Origin of the sequence: Rhodococcus sp. ACS1, from assembly GCF_002300155.1 — a bacterium.
GTDB lineage: Bacteria > Actinomycetota > Actinomycetes > Mycobacteriales > Mycobacteriaceae > Rhodococcus_F > Rhodococcus_F koreensis.
Window position 1 is genome coordinate 895,399 of the sequence record NZ_NSDZ01000005.1, and the last position, 24,253, is coordinate 919,651.

The following is a 24,253-nucleotide window of genomic DNA, read 5'->3' on the forward strand; positions in this document are numbered from 1 at the left end:
CAACGAGCGTCCCGTTCGTCCGGTCTCAGGCGCGCAGGGCGCCGAGTGCGTCGATGCGTTTGATCGCGTCGGCGACGATGCCGTCGATGAGGTCCTTGCACGTGGGCAGGTCGTCGAGCAGTCCGACGACCTGACCGGAGGCGAGGACGCCGGCGTGGGTGTTGCCGTCGACGAGCCCGGCCTTGAGCAGCATCGGGGTGTTGGCGGCCATGATGATCTGCTGCCAGGTGCGGTCGCCGGACTTCTTCATGGCGAGACCGTCCTTGACGAGCGTCGACCATTTCATGCCGGTCATGGCCTTGAATTTCGACGCGTTGCGGGCGGCGGCGACCAGCCCGCGCACATTGCCGGAGTGTTCGAGGCTGTCGACGAGTTCGGTGTTGAGGACCCGGTGGGGCATGCCGTCGACCTTGCGGGAGACCGTGGTGTCCTGCAGTCCGCGGGCGAGGTATTCCTGTTTGACGGAGTCGGGGACCGTCGATTCCTGGGTGAGCAGGAAGCGGGTGCCCATCGCGACGCCGGCGGCGCCGTACGCGAGGGCGGCGGCGAGCCCGCGGCCGTCGTAGAAGCCGCCCGCCGCGACGACGGGGATGTCGACGGCGTCGAGCACCGACGGCAGCAGCAGGGTGGTGGCGACGGGGCCGGTGTGACCGCCGCCCTCGCCGCCCTGCACGATCACCGCGTCGGCGCCCCACGACGCCACCTTCTTGGCGTGTTTCGCGGCGCCGATCGACGGAATGACCACCACCCCTGCGGCTTTCAGCTTCGCGATCAGTTCCTGCTTGGGGGCGAGCGCGAACGATGCGACGCGCACGTTCTCCCGGATGAGCAGGTCGATGCGTTGCGGGGCGTCGGTGGCGTCGGCGCGGATGTTCACCCCGAACGGCTTGTCGGTGAGCGTCTTCGTCTTCGTGATCGCCGCTTCGAGTTCGTCGTAGGTCATCGTCGCCGACGCGAGGATGCCGAGACCGCCGGCGTTGGCGGTGCCCGCGACGAGGCGCGGTCCCGCGACCCAGCCCATTCCGGTCTGCACGATCGGGTGCTGCACACCGACCAGGTCGGTCAGTGCGGTGCGGAGCGTGCTCATACCGACACCTCCCGGTCGCGCAGGGTGCGGGGGTCGAGGACCTCGCGGATCAGCCGCAGTTCTTCCTCGGTGGGTTCGCGGGTCACGCCGGCGTCGGCCAGCCCTGCCACCTCGAACGAGGTGTTCTCGGCGACCTGTTCGGCGGTGACGCCGGGGTGCAGCGACAGCGCCCGGAACGTGTGTCCGGGTCCGCCGAAGTCGAACACCCCGAGGTTGGTCACCACCCGGTGCAGGTGGTGGAACCGGTAGGCCGGATTGTCGGGGTCGATCCGGTCGTAGCCGACGCCGGAGACGATGTCGACGGTGTCGCAGAACACCCGCGACGTGTGCTTGCCCACCCAGTAGCTGGTGGGGTGGTTGATCGTGTTGCCGGGCGCGCCGCGGACGCCGAACATCTGCCGGGTCGGCTGCTGCAGCGGGCCGAACGCCGAGAGGTTCTGGTTGCCGTGCCGGTCGATCTGGTTGGCGCCCATCACCACGTGGCGGCGACCGGACGCGACGACGTCGAACACCTTCCGGAACGGCATCCAGCCCTCGACCGGTGCCTTCGCGCCGACGGCGGGGGTGTCGGCGAAGATCAGTGCTTCGCCGTCGGTGATGAGCAGGTCGGGTTCGGTGGTCAGTCGCGCGAGCCGGGCGCCGATCAACGGCAGCGTCGCCATCGGGCTGGCCATGATCTCGCCTGCGCCGGAGAAGATCTCGGCGCACGCGATCGCGCAGTATTCGGCGCGGGTGACGCCGGTGGTGGTCTCGGTCATGCCTGGGACTCCTCTGCAAATCTCTTCACGGCCGCCTGGTAGTCGTCCTCACTGCCGGACAGGTAGGTGTCGACGAACTGCTGCCATCCCTCGGGGGTCTTCGCCGCTTCGGCGTAGTGGCGCTGGAACTTCTCGTCGCGGCCGTAGCTGTCGCCTGCAAGGGTGAAGTGGGCGCCGTTCGGTGCCTCGACGACGCCGTCGACCATCATGCGGTTGAGGATCAGATTCTGCAGCGGAACGGTTTTCACCAGCTCCTCGGTCTCCACCACGCGTTCGACGGAGACGAACCGCTTCTCGGCGGCCGCGCAGTACAGGTCGTCGAAATAGGGGTCGACGCCGGTGTAGGCGGCGTTGCCGTGCTTGTCGCCCAGGTTCAGATGCACCAGTGCCGCATCGAGATTCAGGGCCGGCATCGCGATCAGCGTCTCCGACCGGCCGGACGCGTCGGGGTAGGGGGAGGTGACGGTGCGCAGTTCGTCGCCCCAGAAGTTCCGGACGTCGGAGCCGAGCCCGGCACGGATCGGCAGGAACGGCAACCGGGCGGCGGCCGCCTCGAGTCCGCACTTGACCATGCCCTCGTCCATTTCGCGGACCTCGATCTCGCCGCCGGTGCGCGCCTTCGCGAACCACGGGTCGTAGAACGGTGCCGAATCGAGGGACACGAAACCGTAGTACGCCTTCTTCACCTTGCCCGCCGAGCACAGCAACCCCAGGTCGGGGCCGCCGTAGGTGACGACGGTGAGGTCGGTGACGTCCGAGCGCAGCAGCGCCCGGACCAGCGCCATCGGCTTACGGCGCGAACCCCAGCCGCCGAGGCCGATGGTCATTCCGCTCCGCAGTTCCCCGACCGCGTCGTCGAGCGACATCCTCTTGTCGCGCTTGCTCGCCATCGATGTCAGCCTTTCCTGTTGTTCGAGTTGGACCGGGGCTTGCCGGTTTCGACGAACTCGTCGCGGTGCTCGTCCGCGACGCCCGCCAGGTTGAGTTCGAAGGTGTAGCCCTGCTCGAGGCGGTAACTGGTCTTCACGTCGACGGGGTCGATGCCGTTGATCGCCTCCTTGGCGCAGCGGATGACCCGGGTGTCCTTGGCCGCGATCTTGGCGGCGATGTCGCGGGCGGTGTCGTCGAGTTTCTCGCGCGGCACCACCTCGTACACCGACCCGAAATGCTGGAGTTGCTGGGCGGTGACGTTCTGCGCCGTGTAGTACAGGGTGCGCATCATGTGCTGCGGGACGAGCCGGGCGAGATGGGTGGCGGCGCCGAGCGCCCCGCGGTCGACCTCGGGGAGACCGAAGACGGCGTCGTCGGATGCCACGATCACGTCGGCGTTGCCGACCAGCCCGATGCCGCCGCCGACGCAGAACCCGTTGACCGCGACCACCACGGGCACGGCGCAGTCGTAGACGGCGGCGAACGCGGCCGCGCAGCCCCGGTTGGCGTCGACCAGCGCGCCGTACCCCTCGGTGGCCTGCATTTCCTTGATGTCGACGCCGGCGTTGAACCCGCGTCCCTCGGCTCGCAGGATCACCACGTGGGTGTCCGGGTTCCGGCCCGCGTCGAGCACGGCGTCGGCCAACTCGAACCAGCCCCGGGAGGGGATGGCATTCACGGGCGGGTAGTCGACGGTGACCGTGGTGATGCCCCCCGGATCTGTCTCGCTCCGAATTCCCACTGTTTTCTCCTCGTCAGATCCGCACTTCACGCACCAAGCAATTGCTTGGTAGGGTAGCACGATGGAAACAGGTTCCAACATGACCGGAAGTGTCGTGCTCGTGACCGGCGGAGTTCGCGGGGTGGGCGCGGGCATCAGCCGCACCTTCCTGCGGGCGGGTGCGACGGTGGTCGCCTGCGCTCGCCGACCGGGCGACGACCCCGTGGAGGTGGACGGACGCGCCGCCGAATTCCTGCCGTGCGACATCCGCGACCCGGAGCAGGTGCAGGGTCTCGTCGACCGGATCGTCGAGCGCCACGGCCGCCTCGACGTGCTGGTCAACAATGCCGGCGGGGCGCCGTTCGCCCTCGCGGCGGACGCGAGCCCGAAGTTTCACTCGAAGATCGTCGAGCTGAACCTCCTTGCCCCGCTGCTCGTCTCGCAGGTCGCGAATGCTCAGATGCAGACCCAGGATTCGGGTGGCGCGATCGTCAACATCTCCAGCGTCAGCGGGTCGCGGCCCTCGCCCGGCACCGCGGCGTACGGGGCGGCGAAGGCCGGGGTCGACAGCCTGACCACCAGCCTGGCGGTGGAGTGGGCGCCGAAGGTGCGGGTCAACTCGGTGGTCGTCGGCCTGGTCCGCACCGAACTCGCGCACCTGCACTACGGAGACGAGGCGGGGATCGCGGCGGTCGGGAACACGGTCCCGCTGGGCCGGATGGCCTGCCCCGAGGACGTCGGCAACTGCGCGGTGTTCCTGGCTTCACCGTTGGCGGCGTACGTCAGCGGTTCGACACTGACCGTCCACGGCGGCGGGGAACGTCCCGCCTTCCTGGCGGCAGCAACAGCATCTACATCAGCTACAGCATCTACAGAGGAGAAGGCATGAGTGGAGTGGTCGACGGTCGCGTCGTCATCGTGACGGGCGCCGGGCGCGGAATCGGACGCGCCCATGCGCTGGCGTTCGCCGCCGAGGGGGCGAAGGTCGTGGTCAACGACATCGGGGCCGGACTCGACGGTTCCGCGACCGGGGAGAGTCCCGCCGAGCAGGTGGTCGCGGAGATCGTGGCCGCGGGCGGCGAGGCCGTCGTCAACGGCGACGACGTCGCAGACTGGGCCGGGGCCGAGAACCTGATCCGGACGGCGATCGACACGTACGGGCGGCTCGACGTGCTGGTCAACAACGCCGGATTCCTGCGCGACCGCATGCTCGTCGGGATGAGCGAGCAGGAGTGGGACGCCGTCGTGCGGGTGCATCTCAAGGGGCATTTCGCGACGCTGCGGCACGCCGCCGCGTACTGGCGGGCCGAGGCCAAGGCGGGCAATCCGGTGGACGCCCGGATCGTCAACACCAGTTCCGGTGCCGGACTGCAGGGCTCGATCGGGCAGGGCAACTATGCCGCCGCGAAGGCGGGGATCGCGGAGCTGACCATCCAGGCGGCCGCGGAGTTGAAGAACTACGGCGTCACCGTCAACGCGATCGCGCCCGCCGCCCGAACCCGGATGACGGTCGGCGCGGGCGGCGCGATGGCCGAGGCGATGGCCGCGCCCGAGGAGGGGTTCGACGCGATGGCGCCGGAGAACATCTCCCCGCTCGTCGTGTGGCTGGGCAGTGTGGACTCGAAGGACGTGAGTGGGCGGGTGTTCGAGGTCGAGGGAGGCAAGATCACCGTCGCCGAGGGCTGGCGGCACGGCCCGGCCCAGGACAAGGGCGCGCGCTGGGAGCCGAAGGAGATCGGGCCCGTCGTCGCGGACCTGCTCGCGAAGGCGGAGGACCCGGTCCCGGTCTACGGCGCCTGAGCAGGTGAGTGGCGATGTGTGCTGGGGGACGCATTGCCACTCACCTGGGCGGGACGAACGGGACGCCCGTTGCCTCAGATCGAACGAGCGTCCCGTTCGTCCGGCCGCGCGGAGAACTGGAGAGTTGTTTGGACACATTGATAAACAGGTGTCCAGAAGTTAGTGTGCTTGAAGGAAAAGGCTCTCGGCCAAGGAGAATTCGTGAAATTCGGCATAACGTTGTTTACGAGTGACCGCGGGATCGAGCCGGCCTCGGCCGCGAGGGGTGCAGAGGCCACCGGATTCGACTCGTTCTACGTGCCCGAGCACACACACATTCCGGTGAAACGCGATGCGGCGCATCCTCAGACGGGAGACGCGTCGCTGCCCGACGACCGGTACATGCGCACCCTCGACCCGTGGGTGGCCCTCGCCACGGCGGCTGCGGTCACGGAGCGGATCGAACTGGGCACGTCGGTGGCGCTGCCCGTCGAGCACGATCCGATCACGCTGGCCAAGACGATCGCCTCGCTCGACCACCTCAGCGGCGGGCGGGTGATCCTCGGCGTGGGGTACGGGTGGAATCTGGACGAGCTCACCGACCACAACGTCCCGCCGGGCCGGCGGCGGACGATGCTGCGGGAGTACCTCGGGGCGATGCGTGCGTTGTGGACGCAGGACGAGGCGTCCTACGACGGCGAGTTCGTGAGCTTCGGTCCGAGCTGGGCGTGGCCCAAGCCGGTGCGGGTGCCTCCGGTGGTCGTCGGCGCCGCCGGCAACGACAAGAACTTCAAGTGGATCGTGAAATCCGCCGACGGCTGGATGACCACCCCGATCGAGCAGGACATCGACGACCGCGTCGCCGCGCTGCGACGGATGTGGCGGGAGGCCGGCAGGGACGGCGAACCGCGGATCGTCGTGCTCGACGGCAAACCGGACGTCGACAAGTTGCGCCGGTGGAAGGACCTCGGCGTCACCGAGGTCGTGTACGGGGTGCCCGACCGCAGCGAGGAGGAGGTCCTCGCCTACCTCGGACGCCTGGCGGGAAAACTCGAGGGATTGCGCGAGTCGACCGCGGTGGGGTGAGTGAGTGCGGTTGGATGGAACGAGGACACACCCCGAGTAGGAACGTGTTCTAGTATTGCTTGCCAGTTGCTCGAGGAGAGGCCGAAGTCCGTGCGCATCGCACTCTTGTCGTACCGAAGCAAGCCCCACTGCGGTGGGCAGGGTGTGTACGTCCGCCATCTCAGCCGTGAGCTGGTCGAACTCGGCCATCAGGTGGAGGTGTTCTCGGGCCAGCCGTACCCGGACGTCGACCCCCGGGTGACGCTGACGAAGGTTCCCAGCCTCGACCTGTACCGCGAGCCGGATCCGTTCAGAACGCCGCACCCGCGCGAGTTCCGCGACGCCGTCGACCTGCTCGAGGTCGCGACCATGTGGACGGCCGGTTTCCCGGAGCCGCTCACGTTCAGCCTTCGCGCCGCGCGACTGCTGAAGGAGCGGGCCGGCGAGTTCGACGTGGTGCACGACAACCAGTGCCTCGGCTACGGGCTGCTGCAACTCCGGAAGGCCGGGCTCCCCGTCGTCGCCACCATCCATCACCCGATCACCCGCGACCGCGAACTGGATCTCGCGTCGGCGAAGTGGTGGCGCAAGGTGACGGTCCGCCGCTGGTACGGATTCCTGCGCATGCAGAAACGGGTGGCGCGAGCCATCCCCGCGCTGCTGACGGTGTCGCAGTCGTCCGCCGACGACATCAGCGCCGCGTTCGACGTTCCCGCCGCGAACCTGCGGACCGTCCCGCTGGGTGTGGACACCGAGGTCTTCCGGCCCCCGTCCGCCGCGCGGGTGCCGGGCCGCATCGTGTGCGTCGCCAGCGCCGACATGCCACTCAAGGGGGTGTCGACGCTCCTCGAAGCGGTCGCGAAGGTGCACACCGAGCGCGCCGTCGAACTGGTGCTGGTCACCAAGCTGGCACCCGGCGGAGTCACCGAGAAGCTCATCGAGGAATTGGCCATCGGTGACGTCGTCCGGACGGTGTCGGGCATCGACGACGCCGAACTGGCCGCGCTGCTGGCGTCCGCCGACGTCGCGTGCGTGCCGTCGCTGTACGAAGGCTTCTCGCTGCCTGCCGTCGAGGCGATGGCGTGCGGTACCCCACTGGTCGCGAGCCGCGCAGGCGCCATTCCCGAGGTGGTGGGAACGGATGAGGAGGCGGGTGTGCTCGTGACGCCCGGCGACCCGCAGGAACTCGCGGACGTGCTGGGTGCGTTGCTCGACGATCCGCAGCGCCGCGCCCGGCTCGGCGACGGGGGCCGCCGTCGCGTCCTCGAGCGCTACAGCTGGGCCGCCGTGGCCGCGAGAACCGCGCAGACCTACGTCGAAGCGATAGCGCAGACCCGTGAAGGAGGCCGACCGTGCTGACCGTGGACTTCGACCGGCTGGGTGTGAAGCCCGGCGACAAGGTGATCGACATCGGGGCGGGTGCCGGACGGCACTCGTTCGAGCTGTATCGACGCGGCGCCGACGTCATCGCCTTCGACCAGAACGCCGACGAACTCGCGGACGTCGAGAAGATGTTCGTGGCGATGGCCGAGGTCGGTGAGGTCCCGGCGGGCGCGTCGGCTCGGGTGGAGGTCGGCGACGCGCTGAACCTCCCGTACGAGGATGCGACGTTCGACGTCGTCCTCATCTCCGAGGTCCTCGAACACGTGCCCCGCGACGGCCGTGCCATCGCCGAACTGACCCGCATCCTGAAGCCGGGTGGCGTTGCGGCGGTGACGGTTCCGCGGTGGCTGCCGGAGAAGATCTGCTGGGCGCTGTCCGACGCGTACCACGAGGTGGAGGGTGGGCACGTCCGCATCTACCGCGCCGACGAACTGGCGGAGAAGCTCACCGCCGCCGGGCTGGAGGTGCGGGGCCGGGACCACGCGCATGCCCTGCATTCCCCGTACTGGTGGCTCAAGTGTGCGGTCGGGGTGGAGAACAACGACAATCCCCTCGCGAGGGCGTACCACCAGGTTCTGGTGTGGGACATGATGAAAGCGCCCTGGCTCACCCGGACCGCCGAGAAGGTCCTCAACCCGGTGGTCGGCAAGAGCGTCGTGTTCTACCTCGAGAAGCCGAGGGAACCGAGCGTGGTGAAGGCGCCGCGGTGAGAGCCGCCGGCGTCCCGTCGGTGCCGAACGTGCTGTCGGAGAGCCAGGTCCGGCTGACGGCACGGTCGATCGCGGCAGCGCAGGAGTCGTCGGGGGCGCTGCCGTGGTTTGCCGGTGGGCACACCGACCCGTGGGATCACGTCGAATCCGCCATGGCGCTCACCGCGGCCGGCCTGATCGAGGAGGCGGAGGGCGCGTACGAGTGGTCGCGGCGGACGCAACGCCCGGACGGGTCGTGGCCCATGAAGTTCCGCGACGGAACCGTGGAGAATCACGATTCCGACAGCAACTTCTGCGCGTACCTCGCGGTGGGGGTGTGGCACCACTACCTGATCACCGGTGACCGCAATTTCGTCGACACCCTGTGGCCGTCGGTGCAGGGCGGTCTCGATCTCGTCGTCGACATGCAGTCGTCGAGCGGCGAAATCTGGTGGGCCCGCGGTCAGAACGGTCAGGACTGCCCCGAGGCGCTGCTGACGGGGAACTCCAGCATTCATCACAGCCTGCACTGCGGGCTGCTCCTCGCCCGGCTGGTCGACGACCCGCAGCCGGAATGGGAGTTCGCGAAATACACGCTGGGCCATGCGATCAGGCAGCACCCGGAGTCGTTCGCGATCAAGGACGAGTACTCCATGGACTGGTACTACCCGATCCTCGGGGGCGCCGTCCGCGGTGAGGCCGCGTCGGATCGCATCGATTCGCGGTGGGACGACTTCGTGGTCGAGGGACTCGGCATCCGCTGCGTGGACCACCGGCCGTGGGTGACCGGCGCCGAAACGTGCGAACTGGTGCTGGCGCTCGACGCGATGGGGGAGCACGCCCGCGCGCTCGCGCAATTCACCGCCATGCAGCACCTGCGGGATCCGGACGGCTCGTACTGGACCGGCCTCGTCTACAGCGACGGCAAGCGGTGGCCGGTCGAGCAGACCACGTGGACGGGCGGGGCGATGATCCTCGCTGCGGACGCGTTGTCCCGCACCACGCCCGGACACGGAATCTTCCGGGACGCGGCGCTGCCCGTGGGACTACCGATCGGTCTCGACCGCTGCGGCGACTACTGTCACGCCAGCGGTTCGCCGGTCTGACCGCCCACCCGCTCGAGAACGCGCAGCGACCCGGTGACGGACGTCTCCTTGAATTGCCCTGTCGCCAGGGCACGTTCGTAGATCTCGAACGGCGGCCGACCACCGTCCGCGGGGTCCGGAAACACGTCGTGGATCACCAGGGCGCTGCCCACGTTCACCCACGGCGCCCACCCCTCGAGATCCGCCGACGCCGCCTCCGACGTGTGGCCGCCGTCGATGAACACGAAGTCGACGGGGGTGCGCCAGAACGTCGCCACCGTCGACGACCGGCCCAGCACCGCCACCACGTACTCCTCGAGCCCCGAATCCGCCATCGTGTGCCGGAACCGGCCGACTGTGTCGAGCAGACCGGTGTGCGGGTCGACGAACGCCGGTTCGTGATACTCCCAGCCCGGCTGGTGCTCCTCGGAACCGTGATGGTGATCGACGGTGACGACGCGGGCGCCGCGCGCCCTGGCCGCCGCCCCGAGGTAGATCGTGGAGCGGCCGCAGTACGTGCCGATCTCGACGCCCAGCCCACCGGGAGTCAGGTACTGCATCGCGGCCTCGTGCAGGGCCGTCCCCTCGTCCTCCGGCATGAAGCCGGGGACGGAGTCGGCGAGTCGAAGTAGCTCTGGTGTCAGATGTTCGGTGCTCATGTGGCCTCTGCGTCCGGGGCGGCCGCTCTGGCCGCTTTCTTCCGCTTGTGTAGCACCCCGCCGATCATCGCGTCGAGTTTCGTCCCCAACGGCCAGCCCACGTAGTGGCACAGGAACAGGGCGATCTCCCGGAGTTGGTCCTCGTCCAGCTCCTCGTTGTGCAGGGCCGCCCCCACCTGGATCTCGGCGACGTCGACGAGTCCCTGCGCGGTGAGCGCCCCGAGGAGCAGAAGCCGGCGGTCGCGGATGCTCAGCCCGGGCCGCGACCAGATGTCGGCGAACAGGTGGTCGGCGGTCACGGCGAAATGCGCGCCGGGCCCGTCCTGCATCTCGAACCCGTAGACCTGCTCCATCATGGCCAGGCCACGGGTGCGGGTGTCGTCGGTCATGGTTGCTCCTCCTTGTCCACGATCTTGTCCACGGTGCTGTCGACGCCGAGTCCCGGACCCAGGCCCGAGAGCGCGAGCCGGGCGAGCGGCAGCGCGACGTCGAGTCGTTCGGCGAGCCCGATCGCCAGCGACAGGTCCTTCTCCCCGAGGTCCCGGACGTGGGACATGATCGGGTACCAGTTGTCGTTCTCGTCGAGAGCGTCGGTGGTGTCGCGGAGCATGATCGCGCCCGCGCCACCGGTGATCGCGTCGGTGTGCCGCACCACCTTCCCGAGTTCGGTGATGTCGAGACCGGCGGCCTCGGCGAGCCGCTGCGCCTCAGCGGCGGCGGTGAACGAGACGAAGTGCAACAGGTTGCGGGCCAGCTTCATCCGCGTGCCCGCGCCCACGTCTCCGGCGTGCACGACCAGTTCGGCCCAGTGCCCGAACGGCTCCCGCACCTTCTCGAACGCGTCTTCGCTCGCTCCGACCATCACAGCCAGCTTCCCCTTGTACGCGCCGGGTGCGCCGCCGCTGACTGGCGCGTCGATCAGATCGACGCCGTGCGCGCGGCAACGGTCGGCCAACTCGACGGCGGTGACGTCGCTGATGGTGGAGTGCACCGCCACGACGGTGCCCGGCCGCGCGGCCTCGAGGATCTGGGTGACCACTGCGCGCACCTGCTCGTCGTTGAGCACGGTCACGGAGATGACGTCCGCGTTCTCTGCCACCTCCCGCGGACTCGACGTCACCTTCGCGCCCGCCTTGCCGAACGGTTCCAGCGCCTCCGGCCGGGTGTCGCACACGATGAGTCCGCCGGGCCGGGCCAGCAGCCGCTTGGCCATGGGCGCACCCATGTTGCCGAGGCCGATGTAGCCGACGGACACCTGCTCGGTCGTGGTCATGATCGGAAGATCTGTCCGCCATCGACGTTGAAGATCTGCCCGGTGATCCAGCTCGCCTCGTCGGACAACAGGAACAGGCAGGCGCCGACGAGGTCGTCGGGGGTGCCCATCCGCTTCAGTGGCAATGTCTTGACCATGTCTGCCACCATATTTCCCGGTGTCACGGTGCGGGTGGCTTCGGTATCGATCGGTCCGGGCGCGATGGCGTTGACCCGGATGTTCATGCCGCCCACCTCGTGGGCCAACTGCTGGGTGAGTCCGTTGATCCCGACTTTCGCGAGCCCGTAGAAGCCGGAGTACAGCCACGCCGCCGTCGACGACTGATTGACGATGGAGCCGCCCCCGCGCTCGTTCATCGCCGGCCACACGGCCCGCGTCACGTTGAGGGCGCCGTCGAAGTTCACGGCCATGAACTTCTTGTAGTAGTCCCACGGCACGGTGATCAGCAGGTCGAGTTTCATGGCGCCGTAGATCGCGGCGTTGTTCACCAGATGATCGATGCCGCCGAACTTCTCGACGGTGAACGCCGCGAGTTCCTGCGCCGAAGCCTCGTCGGCGACGTCGACGTCCTTGAACACCGCGGTCCCGCCGTCGGCGGCGATCTGCTTGGCCACGGTCTCGCCGAGTTCCGCGTTGAGGTCGGCCACCACCACGTTGGCGCCCTCGCGGGCAAGAGCACGCGCGTACCCCTCGCCGATGCCCTGTGCGGCGCCGGTGACGATGGCCGTCTTACCGTCGAAACGTCCCATATCGATTGACTCCCTGCATTATCGGGCCGGCTCGCCGGCGTATTATCGGGCCGGCTCCGCGACCAGCTTGGTTTCCAGGTATTCCTCGAAACCGGCCACACCCATCTCGCGGCCGATTCCGGACTGCTTGTAACCGCCGAACGGGGCGTCGGCGGAATACCAGACGCCGCCGTTGACGCTGAGCGTGCCCGTGCGCACGCCGTCGACCACGCGCTGCACCCGTGCGGGATCCGTGCCCCACACCGATCCGGACAACCCGTAGGGCGAATCGTTGGCGATGCTGATCGCGTCCTCGTCGCCGTCGTGCGGAATGATCACCAGCACCGGTCCGAAGATCTCTTCCCGGGCCACCCGCGCGGTGTTGTCGAGGCCGCTGATCAAGGTGGGTTCGACGAAGAACCCGCGGTCCCGATCGGCCGGGCGGCCGCCACCGACCACGATCGTGCCGCCCTCCTCCCGGGCGAGTCGCAGGTACTCCTCGACCCGGGCACGTTGCCGGGCGGAAATGAGCGGCCCGCAGATGGTGCCGGGTTTCGCAGGATCGCCTGCGCTCAGTCCGCCGAGTGTGCGGGCCGTCGCCTCGACTGCCTGGTCGTACTTCTCGCGGGGCACGAGCAGCCGGGTGGTGATGGCGCAACCCTGTCCCGCGTGGGTGGAGACGGTGAACGCGGCGACCCCGCACGCCCCGGCGAGGTCGGCGTCGTCGAGCACGATGAACGCGGATTTGCCGCCGAGTTCGAGGAACACCTTCTTCAACGATTCGGACGCCGCCGCCATGACGGCTTTCCCCGTGGTGCTCGAACCGGTGAACGATACGAGGTCGACTCGGGGGTCGGTGGCGAGCTGTGCGCCGAGGGCATGGTCGCTCGACGTGACGATGTTGACGACACCGGCCGGAAGATCGGTCTCCTCAGCGATGAGGTGTCCGACGAGGGCGGCGCACCAGGGAGTGTCGGGTGCGGGTTTGAGCACCACCGTGTTGCCGGCCGCCAGCGCGGGGCCGATCTTGGCGAAGTTGATCTGGTGCGGGAAGTTCCACGGTGTGATGGCCCCGACCACCCCGACGGCCTCCTTGAGGACACGTCGGCGGGTCCTGATGCCCATCGGTTCGGCGACGCCCAGATCCTGTTCCCAGGAATAGCTTTCGGCGAGGTCTGCGAAGTAGCCGAGGTCGGCGACCGGGCCCTCGAGCTGCGGTCCGCTGGTGAGGAAGGCGGGGGCGCCGACCTCCGCGATGGTGAGGTCGCGCAGTTCCTCGATGTGGGATTGCAGTACGTCGCGCAGCTGTCGCAGGCAGCGGGCGCGGAAGCCGTGGTCGCGGGACCACGTGGTGTGGTCGAAGGCTCGCCGGGCCGCGGCGATCGCGGCGTCCATGTCGGAGTCGGTTGCGTCGGCGGCCCGTCCCAGCACTTCCTCGGTGGCCGGGTTGATCACCTCGAACGTGCCGCCGGAACCGGGAATCAGTTTGCCGTCGATCAGGAGAGCAGAGCTGTCGGTGGGGCGCAGAGTCATCGATTTTCGCTTCCGAGTCGGGTAAGTGTCACAGCGATCTCTGAAAACTGGACATGTGTCTGGACTATAGTTTGAACAACTGGATGCCGCAATGACGAGTTCCCGGAGGTGCGAGGACGGCGCGCGCGAAAAGGCGACTGGAAGGGTGGGGAGCCGGCGACCTCGCCACAGGCATCACCGGGCGAATCTTCGCCGGATCAGTTTGCTTCGTCGGTAGATTCGACCGACCGACTCCGACACTGCTGGCCTACCGCGGCCACGCGACAGAGCCGCCGTGGTCGCTCGACGAACTGGCGGAGCTGGTGGGTGCGGCATCACCCGGCTTACGAGGATGCTCGATATACCAACGATGTCTATAACTACGTTTGAGGTGCTAAAAGTAAGTTAAGGTAGCCGTTATCTTACGTTCGTCCTCGAACGAGGAGATTGTTGTGATCTGGCCGCCGCATCGAAGAGAGTCTCGAGAGTGGAACCCGCGTCATCGGCAGGGTTCGCGCGCCGACCGCACTCTGGAGTCGGTCGACGTTTCGATTCCGCCGATGATCGGTTCCCTCCACTGCGACCTGGTCGGTGCTGTCGCTCGCGTGCACGAGGAGGCGGTCATCTCCGTTGCCCGCCTCGAAGCTGGTTTCGGCGAGCACCTGGTGCCGCTGTCGGATTTTCTGCTGCGCAGCGAGTCGGTGGCGTCGTCGAAGATCGAGCACATCGATGCGGGCTGGCGGGCGTTCGGCAAGGCGCTGGCCGGCGGTAAGGCGAATGAGGAGGCCAAGTCTCAGCTCGCCGCGGTCAAGGCATTGATTGTGATGGTCGACGCCGCCGGCGGTGGCCCGATCACGCTCGAGACTCTGCTGAGTGCGCACCGGCTGTTGATGGCACCGGACTACTACACCGCCCGCGACTCCGGCAAGGTCCGCGACGTGCAGCACTGGGTCGGTGGCAGCGATTACACCCCGATCGACGCGCTTTACGTGCCGCCGCCGCCGGAACTGGTTGACGATCTGATGGCCGATCTAGTGGAATTCGCGAAGCGCACCGATCTGCCGATTCTCGCGCAAGCGGCGATCGCGCACGCCCAGTTCGAGTCCATCCATCCGTTCATCGACGGCAACGGCCGCATCGGCCGAGCCCTGATCAGCGCGATTCTTCGACGCCGCGGCCTGACGCGCCGCGTCACTGTCCCGTTGGCGCCGGTGATGCTCGCGGACACGCGCCACTACTACGACCAGCTGACCCGCTACCGTGCGGGTGACGCCGACGAGTTCGTCGAGTACGTCGCCCGCGCGGCGATCGTCTCCAGCGAGGCCGCTCAGGACTCTGCCCGCGCCCTGGCCGAACTCCCCAGCTATTGGCGGGATATCGCACGGCCGCGCAGCAATTCCGCCGACGAGAAGATCATCGACGCCCTCCTGGACATGCCGATCTTCAGCGCCGACACCGCCCAGCGGATCACCGGCACCACCGATGCCAGCACGTACCGCGCCTTGGGCCGGCTCACCGCGGCCGGGGTGCTCGAGGTGCTGTCCGAGAGCAAGCGCAACCAGATCTGGGCCGCCACCGGTGTGCTCGCCGAACTCGACGCCCTGACCACCACGATCGGCAGACGCACCACCGAGCACCCGTAACCGACGGGCAGTCACACGCCCGCGGTCGCCGGTGCGCGGACCGACACCTCTTCCGTGACGGCGGCTGCGGCGTCGATCAGCGCCTGTCCGGGTCGGCGAGTCGCGAGGTCGGGAAGCGCGGCGCGCAGGCGATCCGCGTGTGCCGCGTTCGCCACTTCCCAGTCCAGCCGGATCAGTTCGATGACGGCGCCGTCGTCGGTGCCCATGACGCGATCGACGTTCAAGGTCGCGGACACGGTGAGCGCGGCGGACTCGGCGATCGCAACCTCGCCGAGGAGCCGCAGCACCACGAGGGAGGCGGCCGCGATGCCGGCGAGCATGTGTTCCACCGGGTTTGCGCCGGAATCGTGCCCGCCGTACTGCTGGGTTTCGTCGATCGTCAACTCGTGCCTGCGCGCGGTGACCGTCGTGCCGTGGGTCCCGGGCAGCGCGTGCACGACCAGTTGCTCACGTCGAGAAGTAGTCATCGAACCGCCTCATAGAAGTCTGCGGCGGTGTTCCCGCCTGTATTCAACACGTCTGCAAGCCATTCGATCGCATCCGCACCGGCAGCTCGGACGTCACGTGGATCGGGACCGTACTGAGGGGATAGGTAGTCCGCCAGCAAGCGCTGCGCATCTGTCCCGCTGTCGTCGTGGAGCAGCGACGCCACGGCGTCGAGTGCCACAGGATCTCTGCTCCTGACCTTGGCGATCGCCGCCGTCTGTGCGGCGACGACCTTTCGTACCGACGGATGGTCGATTCCGGTCTTGTCCACGTCGACTGCGACACCTGCGGTGGGGAACCTCAGGGCGACGCCGAAGAACAACGATTCGGCGAGCCCGAGCCGTGACAGGGTGCCGGGAGCGAATGCGGAGCCCAGAACCGCGGCGTCGGCTTCTCCGGATCTCAGTGCCTCCAGTCGCTGCCGATCGCCTGCGCTTCCTGCGGGGAAGCGCAGCATCGACGGGGTGCCGTGGCCTGCCCAGCGATAACTCAGCATCCGCTGGGTGAATGCGCACACGATCGATCCCTCCGGGTGGCCGGCCACGACGGTCGGCCCGGCTGATCGTGTGTCACCCTTTCGCGTCCAGATCCAGAACAGCGGGTGGAGGGTGTGGACGAGCGCAACTTTCCAACGACGTTGCCCCCGAAGGGTTTCGACCAGAGATCCGCCGAGCCCAGCAGACAGGGCGGCCTCCGGATGGTCTGGGCCGGACACCGCTTTCACGTCGATGCCCAGACGGTCGTAGTAGCCCGCTCGCGCGGCGATCTCGTGGCACACCAGTTCGTGGACGTTGTGATCGCGATACCCCAGCAGAATCATTCCCGTTCCTTACTCGGCGAGTTCGGTCAGCCGCTGTGTTCATTATGCTGAAGCCGATACGATATTTGGAACACGCCGAACATATGATCCGCGCCGGAATCTGTCAAGCACCCCTCATCGAATCTTCTGAGCGCTCTTGTAGGTCAACAGGATCGATTTCGTCGCGATCGTCACCACGAGGAGAGTCGCGGCGCCGAGCAGTCCGGCCGTGAGGGGCTGCCAGGCACGTGGCTGTACGAGGTGAAGCCACGTGATGGTGAGGGCGACGACACTCGCCACCGGAAAGGTGAACGACCAGAAGCCGTGCGAGAACGTCAGGGCGCGGTAGCGCGTCAGCAAGGGCGCCTGGACCATGACCATGAACGCCGTGACGGCGGTGAGCGCCACGAACAGGGCGTCGGGTCGCCCGTTCGAGATGGTCAGCCATGCTGCCGAGCCGACTGCCGGCGGAGCGATCATGATCGCGAGTGTCGGGGTCAGGGGCGCGGGCATGGTGGGGCGCAGCGCGAGTCTGAGGAACAAGAACACGGAAATGATCACCCAGAAGAACAGGCCGACCGCGAAGCTTCCGACGGCGAGCCAGTCGAGACCGATTTGGGCTGCGGCAAGCGCACCGACGAGGCCGGCTGCGCTGAGGGGGAGGTAGTAGCCGCCGTGCACGGATTCGAGCGCCATCTCTCCGCTCATCCAGAAGCTCAACATCCATGCGCCGAATACCGCCCCGGCCGTGATGGCGAGCAGGGTCAGAGCCGTGCCGGCGATCGGAAATGTGCGGTGCAGGTTTGCTCCGAGCAGCATCGCCGAGATCGGAAGTAGCGCCGCGAGTGGGCCGTGGACGAAGTGTGTGAGCTGTTGCGAAATCCCGTGGTCCGCGCGCCTGGCGCGATGCGTGTGTGCGGTGGCGGTCCAGATCCAGGCGAGCGCTGCGAGCAGCCAGAACGCCTGGGTCAGCGCGAACGGAGTGCCGAGCGCGGTCGTGGCGACCGACCAGGCCTGGGCCAGTCCGGCGAGACCCAGAGGGATCGCGAACAGGTTCAACGGTCGGTGGGCACGGACGCGTGACTCACGGGCAGTGCTCGGGCGGTGATTGGACAAGGAAAATGCCTTCCTTCTCGAAACGGCGTACTCCGTTATTGACCTAGAGGTCTAATATGGGCGAGGGTCACCGTATTGCTATTTGACCTTGAGGTCAAATAGCGATCGCGAGTAACCTACTTCGGTGGCTAGACCGAGGCTGTTCGAGACGGATGCGGCGATCGACAAGGCGATGGACCTGTTCTGGCTTCAGGGGTACGCCGCGACGACGCCCCAGGAACTCGCCGGTCAGATGGGGATCGGCAAGGGCAGCCTGTACAACACATTCGGGAGCAAGCACGACTTGTTCCTGCGAGCGCTTCGGCGTTACACCGCGATGCGGCTCGAATACCTCGCCGATCTGTTCGCCGCGCCCGGCCCGGTCGGGCCCCGCCTCGAGACGGCGATGGCGGTACTCGCCGGGGTCGGCGAGCACCGGCGTGGGTGCGTCATGGTCAATGCCGCGGCCGAGCTCGGCACCGTCGACGACGAGGTGAACCGCATCGCGGACGAGCTGTTCGCCCGGATCGAAGGCATCTTCAGGGACGCGATCGAGCAGGGGCAGCAGTCCGGGGAGTTCGGAGCGGACCGGCCTGCCGACATTGCGGCGCGTCAATTGCTCGCGTCGGTGATCGGACTCAGCGTGCTCGTGAAATCAGGTGGCCGACCCGAGGCGTGTGCGACCGTCGTCGCGGGGTGCGTCGGCGGACTGTGATCTGCGCAAGACCGGGGTGTCCGGAACTCGAGTCGGCGACGTTCAGATGCTCCCGCGCGCAGGGTCTGCGGCTATATCCTGGAATGCACGCTACCGAGGGCTGAGGAGCCCACGATTGTTCTTGCACTGGTCGTGCCGTCGGGACCGGTGTTCGGGACCATGAGCCGACGGGGTGAGTAGACCGTCCGATGGGTGAAGCCGATCCGCTCGACACGCAGCGGCACGTCGTCCCCGTCGTGGCTTCGGAGCTGAGTGCGGCGGGTTTCGACGACGCCCGGGAGATCGGGCGCGGCGGCTTCGGGGTGGTGTACCGCTGCATTCAGGCGGACCTGGATCGCACGGTCGCGGTGAAGGTGCTCACCGTCGATCTCGACGAGGAGAACCGGGCCCGGTTCTTCCGGGAGCAGAGGGCGATGGGCCGGCTGACCGGGCACCCGAACATCGTCGGCGTATTGCAGGTCGGCGCCACCGACAGCGGCCTTCCCTACATTGTGATGCCGTATCACCCGCAGGACTCGCTGGAGGTCCGGGTTCGTCGGGACGGCCCTCTCGAACTGGACAGAGTATTGCGGCTGGGGGTGAAGATGGCGGGTGCGGTCGAGACCGCGCATCGGCTCGGGATCCTGCACCGGGACGTGAAACCCGCCAATATTCTGCTCACCGATTACGGCGAGCCGGCGCTGACCGATTTTGGCATCGCGCACATCTCCGGCGGTTTCGAGACCGCGACCGGTGTCGTCACCGGGTCGCCGGCCTATACGGCACCGGAGGTCCTCGAGGGCGATCCGCCGAGCCCGGCCGCGGACGTCTACGGTCTCGGGGCCACGCTGTTCAGCGCTCTCACCGGTCATGCCGCGTTCGAACGCGGCAGTGGGGAACAGGTGGTCGCGCAGTTCCTGAGGATCACCACGCAACCCGTGCCCGACCTGCGGGAGCACGGGATCCCCGACGACGTGGCCGACGCGATCGCGCGCGCGATGTCCCGTACTCCCGGCGAACGTCCGGCGACGGCGGCAGATTTCGGAGAGGAACTGCGCCGGATCCAAGTCGATCACGGTCTTCCGGTCGACGACATGGCCCTCCGCATGGAATCCGACGCGCACGGGAACGACGGACAGCCGGTGTCCGGCCGGTTTCGATCCACGGGCACTACCGGTACGTCCGCGAGGAGTGGCGGGCGGAACCTCCCCCTGGAACTCACCAGTTTCGTCGGCCGCCGGAACGAGCTCACCGAGGCCAGGAATCTGCTCGCGGGGTCGCGGTTGGTGACGTTGACCGGGATCGGAGGGGTCGGCAAGACGCGGCTGGCGATGCGGGTCGCCGCGGCGGTGCAACGGGACTACGGCGATGGCGTGCGGCTGGTCGAGTTGGGCGAGGTGCGTGAGGAGTCTTCGCTGGTCGACGCGGTGGCCGCGGCGGTGGGTGTGCGGGATCATTCGGCGCGGCCGCTACGCGAGGTGTTGATCGAGTTCCTCGCTTCCAGGGAACTGCTGCTGGTCCTCGACAACTGTGAGCACCTGGTGGACTCTGTGGCGGAGCTGGCCGAGACACTGTTGCGGGTGTGCCCGGCGCTGCGGATCCTGGCCACCAGCCGCGAACCCCTGGTCATCGGTGGGGAAGCGGTGTTGCGGGTGCCGCCGCTGGCCGTGCCGGAGCTTGACCGGAAACCGTCCCTGCGGAGTGTGCGCAGATACGAGGCGGTGTCGTTGTTCGTCGAACGTGCCGCGGCCGCGGTTCCCGGGTTCGAGCTGACGGAGGACAACGCGGCGGCGGTGGCGGGGATCTGTAATCGCCTCGACGGGTTGCCGTTGCCGATCGAATTGGCCGCGGCCCGGTTGCGGGCGATGTCGCCCGAGCAGATCCTGCACCGTCTGACCGACCGCTATTCCCTGCTGTCGCGCGGCAGCAGGGGTGCGCCGACGCGGCAGCAGACCCTGCGGTTGTCCATGGACTGGAGTTTCGAATTATGCACCGCCGGTGAGCAATTGGTGTGGGGACGGCTGTCGGTCTTCGCGGGGAGCTTCGAACTCGATGCCGCCGAGCAGGTGTGTGGCGACGGACTGGGCCCGGACGAATTGCTCGACACGCTGACCTCCCTGGTGGAGAAGTCGATCCTGATCCGGGAGGGGCACGGGTCGGTGGTGCGGTTCCGGATGCTCGAGACCCTCCGCGAGTACGGTTGCGAGAAGCTCGAGCAGACCGGCGAGACCGTGACTTTGCGTCGTCGTCACCGTGATTGGTACGAGACGCTGGCGCTCGAGGCGGAGTCCGAGTGGATCAGCGCCCACCAGTTGGACTGGATCCGCAGGTTGAAGCGCGAGCAACCGAACCTGCGGGAGGCCCTCGAATTCGGTGCCGACGACGATCCCGCCGCAGCACTGCGCACCGCATCCGCACTGTTCCTGTTCTGGGGCTCCCAGGGTCTGTACGGCGAGGGGCGGCGCTGGTTCGCGCAGTTGCTCGCCCGGCAGAGTGGTCCGCCGACAGTCGAGTGGGTCAAGGCACTCCAGCGTGCCGGCATGATGGCCAATGTGCAGGGTGACCTGCAGGCGGGGGCGGCACTCGTGGCGGAGGCGCGGACTCTCTCCGCGCACACGAGCGATCCCATGATGCGCTCTCTCGTTGCCTATGCCGAGGGCATGCTGGCCCTCTACAGCGGTGAACTGGAATCTGCGTCCTCGCACCTGGAAACGGCGCTCGCGGAGTTCGCCGAACGCGGCGATCGCACGCTCGAAGTCGCCGTCCTGTACCCGTTGGGGCTGGCGTACGGGCTCCGCGACTTGACGGACCCGGCGATCGAATACCTCGAGCGTGTTCTCGCGATCACGGAACACCACGGCGAGAAGATGTATCGGTCGCATTCGCTGTGGGCCTTGGGGATTGCCGTGTGGCGACAGGGCGACGACGATCGCGCGGTCCGGGTGCTCGAGCAGTCGCTGGAGCTGACCCGGCAGGTGCACGGCCCACGCGTCGCCGCGTCGGGGCTCGAGGCACTCGCCTGGATCGCCTGCGGGCTCCGCGACGAACCGAGGGCCGCGGTGCTGCTCGGAGCAGCGGAAGGGTTGGCGCGATCGGTGGGAAGCGCTGCGGTGATCTATTCCGATTTGCTTGTCTACCATGAAGAATGCAAACAAAAGAGCCGGAAGGCACTCGGAGGCAAGGTGTTCGACGCTGCCCACCGCAGAGGTGAGCAGCTCGGCTTCGATGCGGCCATCGCCTACGCCCTGCATGAACAGCCGGCCGGCACGTCCGCGCACGGCACCGGCCCGTCGACGCGTCTGACCAAGAGGGAGCGTCAAGTCGCCGACCTCATCGCCGAAGGGCTGACCAATCAGGCCATCGCCGACCGCCTGGTGATCTCGCCGCGCACCGCTCAGGGGCATGTGGAGCACATCTTGGCGAAACTGGGCTTCACCTCGCGAGCACAGGTCGCGGCCTGGGTCGTGGAGCAGACCGGCGGCTGAACGCAGGCACGTCCGTTCTAGTCGAACGGATGAAAATCTGTGGTCGGCAAACGTGTATCTCGCGCTTCGCAAGTCTTCGCGGCGAGGTCCGGCAGCGGTGCCGTCCTGGGGCCGAGTCGCGCACTCTGCCCGCCGATCGGCGGCAAATCCCCTCTTGACAGCGGGTGGCGGTGCTCGTAACGTCCGTGGAGTTCCAAATAATGATGTCAGTTCAGTATTATGAACGGAGCTTGTGATGGGGTTCACCGGAAATAGCGGAGCGTTGTCGGGCATCAAGGTGATCGACGCCGCGACGATGGTGGCCGGCCCGTTGGGCGCATCGCTGCTCGCCGACTTCGGTGCCGACGTCATCAAGGTCGAGCCGATCGGTGGTGACGAGTCGCGGACGTTCGGGCCGGGGCGCGACGGCATGAGTGGCGTCTACTCGGGCGTCAACCGAAACAAGCGCGCTGTCGCGCTCGACCTTCGAACGGCGGCAGGTCTCGAGCTGTTCCACGAACTCTGCTCGACGGCGGACGTGCTCATCGAGAACATGCTGCCCGGGGTTCGTGAGCGATTCGGGCTGACCGCCGCCGAGCTTCGCGAACGGCACCCTCACCTGATCTGCCTCAACGTCAGCGGGTACGGCGACAGCGGGCCCCTCGCGGGCCGTCCTGCCATGGACCCGGTCGCTCAGGCGCTCACCGGCCTCATGGAGGCCACCGGGGAACGCTCCGGGAAGCCGCTCAAGGCCGGGCCGCCCGTCGCCGACAGCGCCGCGGGCTACCTGGTCGCGATCGCCGCCCTCGTCGCACTCTTCGCGAAACAGCGCACGGGGGAGGGGCAAACGGGCTCGGTGTCCCTGGTCGGGGCGTTGTTCCATCTGCAGACTCCGTGGCTGGGGCAGTACCTCCTCGCCGATTACATTCAGGGCAAGGTAGGCAACGGCAGCAATTTCTACGCGCCGTACAACGCCTATACGACCCGTGACGGCGGCGCGGTCCACCTGGTCGCGTTCAACGACCGCCACTTCGTCAAGCTGACCCGGGCGATGGGTGTGGAGGCTCTCGTCGACGATCCGCGCTTCGCGGACGCCGCGTCCCGGTTGGAGCACCGCGAGGCCCTCGACTCCGCCTTCGCGCCCTGGTTCGCCGCCCGCGATCGTGACGACGTGGTCGAGTTGCTCTCGGCTCACGACATCATCTGCGCCCCGGTCCTCGCATACGACGAGGCCGTCACCCATCCCCAGATCCAGGCCCTGGACCTCGTCGTCGACATCGACCACGACCAACTCGGACCGCTGCGGGTCCCGGGCCTCCCGGTCAAGCTCTCGGGCACCCCGGGTCACGTGCATCGCCCACCGACTTCGCTGGGCGAGCACACCACCGAGATTCTCCGGGATCTCGGCTACCAGGACGACCGGATCGCGGCCCTCCGGGCCGACAGCGTCGTCCGATGACCACCGAACACGGCGAAAGGAAGCATCAATGAAGGTCGGAATCAGGATCCCGGGAGCGGGACCGTGGGCAGGGCCCGAGGCGATCACGGAGGTCTCGCGGTACGCGGAGAAGATCGGCTTCGACTCCCTCTGGATGACTGATCACGTCGCGCTGCCGACCCGAGTCGAGACGCCGTACCCGTACACCGAGGACGGCAAGTTCCTGTGGGACCCCGCCACGCCGTACCTCGACTGCCTCACGTCGTTGACGTGGGCGGCGGCGGCCACCGAGCGGATCGAGCTCGGCACGTCGTGTCTGATCCTGCCGTGGCGTCCCCTCGTCCAGACCGCGAAGACGCTGGTGAGCATCGACGTGATGTCGCGCGGGCGGCTTTCGGTCGCCATCGGCGTGGGCTGGATGAAGGAGCAGTTCGAGCTGCTGGGAGCGCCCTTCAAGGACCGCGGCAAGCGGACCACCGAGATGGTCAACGCGATGCGGCACATGTGGAAGGAAGACGAGGTCGACTTCGACGGCGATTTCTACCAGCTCCACGACTTCAAGATGTACCCGAAGCCGGTGCGTGGCACGATCCCCGTCTGGTTCGCGGGATATAGCACCGCCTCGCTGCGCCGCATCGCTGCGATCGGCGACGGCTGGCACCCCCTTGCGATCGCGCCCGACGAGTACGCCGGATACCTGGCCACCCTGCAGCAGTACGTGGAGGAGGCGGGCCGCGACATGAGTGAAATCACGCTCACCGCAAGGCCTTTGCGGACGGCGCCGTACAACGCCGAGACGATCGAAGCGTACGGCGACCTCGGTGTCACCCACTTCATCTGCGACACGTCGTTCGAACACGACACCCTCGAAGCAACCATGGAGGAGCTCGCGGAACTCGCTGACGCCGTCCTCCCCACCGCACACAACCTGGCCTGACGGCCCGGCGGAAGAAAGGACGAGAATT

23 protein-coding genes are annotated in these 24,253 nt (G+C 67.7%); 11 read left to right on the forward strand and 12 right to left on the reverse strand.

Annotated elements, in window-relative coordinates:
• Positions 1-25: 25 nt before the first annotated feature.
• Genes ipdC through echA20 form a run of 4 tightly spaced genes read right to left on the reverse strand, consistent with a single transcriptional unit; the run spans position 26 to position 3,517 of the window.
• Positions 26-1,087, reverse strand: coding sequence for a (3aS,4S,5R,7aS)-5-hydroxy-7a-methyl-1-oxo-octahydro-1H-indene-4-carboxyl-CoA dehydrogenase (gene ipdC, locus CJ179_RS24895; protein ID WP_095863205.1), 1,062 nt, complete (start codon positions 1,085-1,087; stop codon positions 26-28).
• Positions 1,084-1,845: a cholesterol ring-cleaving hydrolase subunit IpdB gene (gene ipdB, locus CJ179_RS24900; RefSeq protein ID WP_072938846.1), complete on the reverse strand. Its 762-nt coding sequence runs from the start codon at positions 1,843-1,845 to the stop codon at positions 1,084-1,086. The genes ipdC and ipdB overlap by 4 nt, the downstream gene beginning before the upstream one ends.
• Positions 1,842-2,735 carry a cholesterol ring-cleaving hydrolase subunit IpdA gene (gene ipdA, locus CJ179_RS24905; protein ID WP_072938843.1) on the reverse strand — a complete coding sequence of 298 codons (894 nt, stop codon included), beginning with the start codon at positions 2,733-2,735 and terminating at the stop codon, positions 1,842-1,844. The genes ipdB and ipdA overlap by 4 nt, the downstream gene beginning before the upstream one ends.
• A 5-nt stretch (positions 2,736-2,740) precedes the next feature.
• Positions 2,741-3,517: a (7aS)-7a-methyl-1,5-dioxo-2,3,5,6,7,7a-hexahydro-1H-indene-carboxyl-CoA hydrolase gene (gene echA20 / locus CJ179_RS24910; protein WP_072938840.1), complete on the reverse strand. Its 777-nt coding sequence runs from the start codon at positions 3,515-3,517 to the stop codon at positions 2,741-2,743.
• Between the two features lie 79 nt (positions 3,518-3,596).
• On the opposite strand from echA20, the gene CJ179_RS24915 reads away from it, so the two are divergent.
• From CJ179_RS24915 to CJ179_RS24940, 6 genes are all read left to right on the forward strand, one after another.
• Positions 3,597-4,385 (forward strand): SDR family oxidoreductase, encoded by a 789-nt coding sequence (locus CJ179_RS24915; protein ID WP_373560152.1) that lies wholly within the window; start codon positions 3,597-3,599, stop codon positions 4,383-4,385.
• Positions 4,382-5,296, forward strand: a complete 915-nt coding sequence (locus CJ179_RS24920) for an SDR family oxidoreductase (RefSeq protein WP_072938835.1) — start codon at positions 4,382-4,384, stop codon at positions 5,294-5,296. Before CJ179_RS24915 ends, CJ179_RS24920 begins: the two co-directional genes overlap by 4 nt.
• Positions 5,297-5,497: 201 nt before the next feature.
• Positions 5,498-6,361 (forward strand): TIGR03619 family F420-dependent LLM class oxidoreductase, encoded by an 864-nt coding sequence (locus CJ179_RS24925; RefSeq protein ID WP_095863206.1) that lies wholly within the window; start codon positions 5,498-5,500, stop codon positions 6,359-6,361.
• 90 nt (positions 6,362-6,451) lie between these two features.
• Positions 6,452-7,699 (forward strand): glycosyltransferase family 4 protein, encoded by a 1,248-nt coding sequence (locus CJ179_RS24930; RefSeq protein WP_095863611.1) that lies wholly within the window; start codon positions 6,452-6,454, stop codon positions 7,697-7,699.
• Entirely contained in the window at positions 7,693-8,433 is a 741-nt protein-coding gene (locus CJ179_RS24935; RefSeq protein WP_095863207.1) for a class I SAM-dependent methyltransferase, read from the forward strand. Before CJ179_RS24930 ends, CJ179_RS24935 begins: the two co-directional genes overlap by 7 nt.
• Positions 8,430-9,518: a prenyltransferase gene (locus CJ179_RS24940; protein WP_095863208.1), complete on the forward strand. Its 1,089-nt coding sequence runs from the start codon at positions 8,430-8,432 to the stop codon at positions 9,516-9,518. Before CJ179_RS24935 ends, CJ179_RS24940 begins: the two co-directional genes overlap by 4 nt.
• Here the strand turns inward: CJ179_RS24940 and CJ179_RS24945 are convergent.
• From CJ179_RS24945 to CJ179_RS24965, 5 genes are read right to left on the reverse strand one after another with little or no spacing between them, the layout of a single operon-like run.
• Positions 9,494-10,156: a class I SAM-dependent methyltransferase gene (locus tag CJ179_RS24945; RefSeq protein ID WP_095863209.1), complete on the reverse strand. Its 663-nt coding sequence runs from the start codon at positions 10,154-10,156 to the stop codon at positions 9,494-9,496. The genes CJ179_RS24940 and CJ179_RS24945 overlap by 25 nt on opposite strands.
• Positions 10,153-10,545: a carboxymuconolactone decarboxylase family protein gene (locus CJ179_RS24950; protein ID WP_072938824.1), complete on the reverse strand. Its 393-nt coding sequence runs from the start codon at positions 10,543-10,545 to the stop codon at positions 10,153-10,155. The genes CJ179_RS24945 and CJ179_RS24950 overlap by 4 nt, the downstream gene beginning before the upstream one ends.
• Positions 10,542-11,429 carry an NAD(P)-dependent oxidoreductase gene (locus CJ179_RS24955; protein ID WP_072938821.1) on the reverse strand — a complete coding sequence of 296 codons (888 nt, stop codon included), beginning with the start codon at positions 11,427-11,429 and terminating at the stop codon, positions 10,542-10,544. The genes CJ179_RS24950 and CJ179_RS24955 overlap by 4 nt, the downstream gene beginning before the upstream one ends.
• Entirely contained in the window at positions 11,426-12,178 is a 753-nt protein-coding gene (locus tag CJ179_RS24960) for an SDR family oxidoreductase (protein ID WP_072938818.1), read from the reverse strand. The genes CJ179_RS24955 and CJ179_RS24960 overlap by 4 nt, the downstream gene beginning before the upstream one ends.
• Positions 12,179-12,220: 42 nt before the next feature.
• Positions 12,221-13,690 carry an aldehyde dehydrogenase gene (locus tag CJ179_RS24965; protein WP_074933793.1) on the reverse strand — a complete coding sequence of 490 codons (1,470 nt, stop codon included), beginning with the start codon at positions 13,688-13,690 and terminating at the stop codon, positions 12,221-12,223.
• A gap of 431 nt (positions 13,691-14,121) precedes the next feature.
• Here CJ179_RS24965 and CJ179_RS24975 point away from each other — a divergent pair, with 431 nt between their 5' ends.
• The gene (locus tag CJ179_RS24975; protein ID WP_095863210.1) at positions 14,122-15,312 is read left to right on the forward strand and encodes a Fic family protein; all 1,191 of its coding nucleotides are present in this window, start codon (positions 14,122-14,124) and stop codon (positions 15,310-15,312) included.
• Positions 15,313-15,323: 11 nt separating this feature from the next.
• On the opposite strand, the gene CJ179_RS24980 is transcribed toward CJ179_RS24975, so the two are convergent.
• The 3 genes from CJ179_RS24980 to CJ179_RS24990 all read right to left on the reverse strand — a co-directional run bounded on the left by CJ179_RS24980 (position 15,324) and on the right by CJ179_RS24990 (position 17,713).
• The gene (locus tag CJ179_RS24980) at positions 15,324-15,779 is read right to left on the reverse strand and encodes an OsmC family protein (protein ID WP_072938803.1); all 456 of its coding nucleotides are present in this window, start codon (positions 15,777-15,779) and stop codon (positions 15,324-15,326) included.
• On the reverse strand, positions 15,776-16,618 hold the full coding sequence (locus CJ179_RS24985) for a hypothetical protein (protein ID WP_072938800.1): 843 nt from the start codon (positions 16,616-16,618) through the stop codon (positions 15,776-15,778). The genes CJ179_RS24980 and CJ179_RS24985 overlap by 4 nt, the downstream gene beginning before the upstream one ends.
• 114 nt (positions 16,619-16,732) lie before the next feature.
• Positions 16,733-17,713 (reverse strand): potassium-tellurite ethidium and proflavin transporter, encoded by a 981-nt coding sequence (locus tag CJ179_RS24990; protein ID WP_095863211.1) that lies wholly within the window; start codon positions 17,711-17,713, stop codon positions 16,733-16,735.
• Between the two features lie 124 nt (positions 17,714-17,837).
• Between CJ179_RS24990 and CJ179_RS24995 the strand changes: the two genes are divergently transcribed.
• The 4 genes from CJ179_RS24995 (at position 17,838) to CJ179_RS25010 (ending at position 24,225) form a co-directional block, all read left to right on the forward strand.
• A complete protein-coding gene (locus tag CJ179_RS24995) occupies positions 17,838-18,407 on the forward strand; it encodes a TetR/AcrR family transcriptional regulator (protein WP_072938795.1) in 570 nt (189 codons plus the stop codon).
• A 188-nt stretch (positions 18,408-18,595) separates the two neighbouring features.
• Positions 18,596-21,871 carry a protein kinase gene (locus tag CJ179_RS25000; RefSeq protein ID WP_095863212.1) on the forward strand — a complete coding sequence of 1,092 codons (3,276 nt, stop codon included), beginning with the start codon at positions 18,596-18,598 and terminating at the stop codon, positions 21,869-21,871.
• 235 nt (positions 21,872-22,106) lie between these two features.
• Positions 22,107-23,309, forward strand: coding sequence for a CaiB/BaiF CoA-transferase family protein (locus CJ179_RS25005; protein WP_072938789.1), 1,203 nt, complete (start codon positions 22,107-22,109; stop codon positions 23,307-23,309).
• A gap of 28 nt (positions 23,310-23,337) precedes the next feature.
• Positions 23,338-24,225 (forward strand): LLM class F420-dependent oxidoreductase, encoded by an 888-nt coding sequence (locus CJ179_RS25010; protein ID WP_072938786.1) that lies wholly within the window; start codon positions 23,338-23,340, stop codon positions 24,223-24,225.
• Positions 24,226-24,253: the final 28 nt, after the last annotated feature.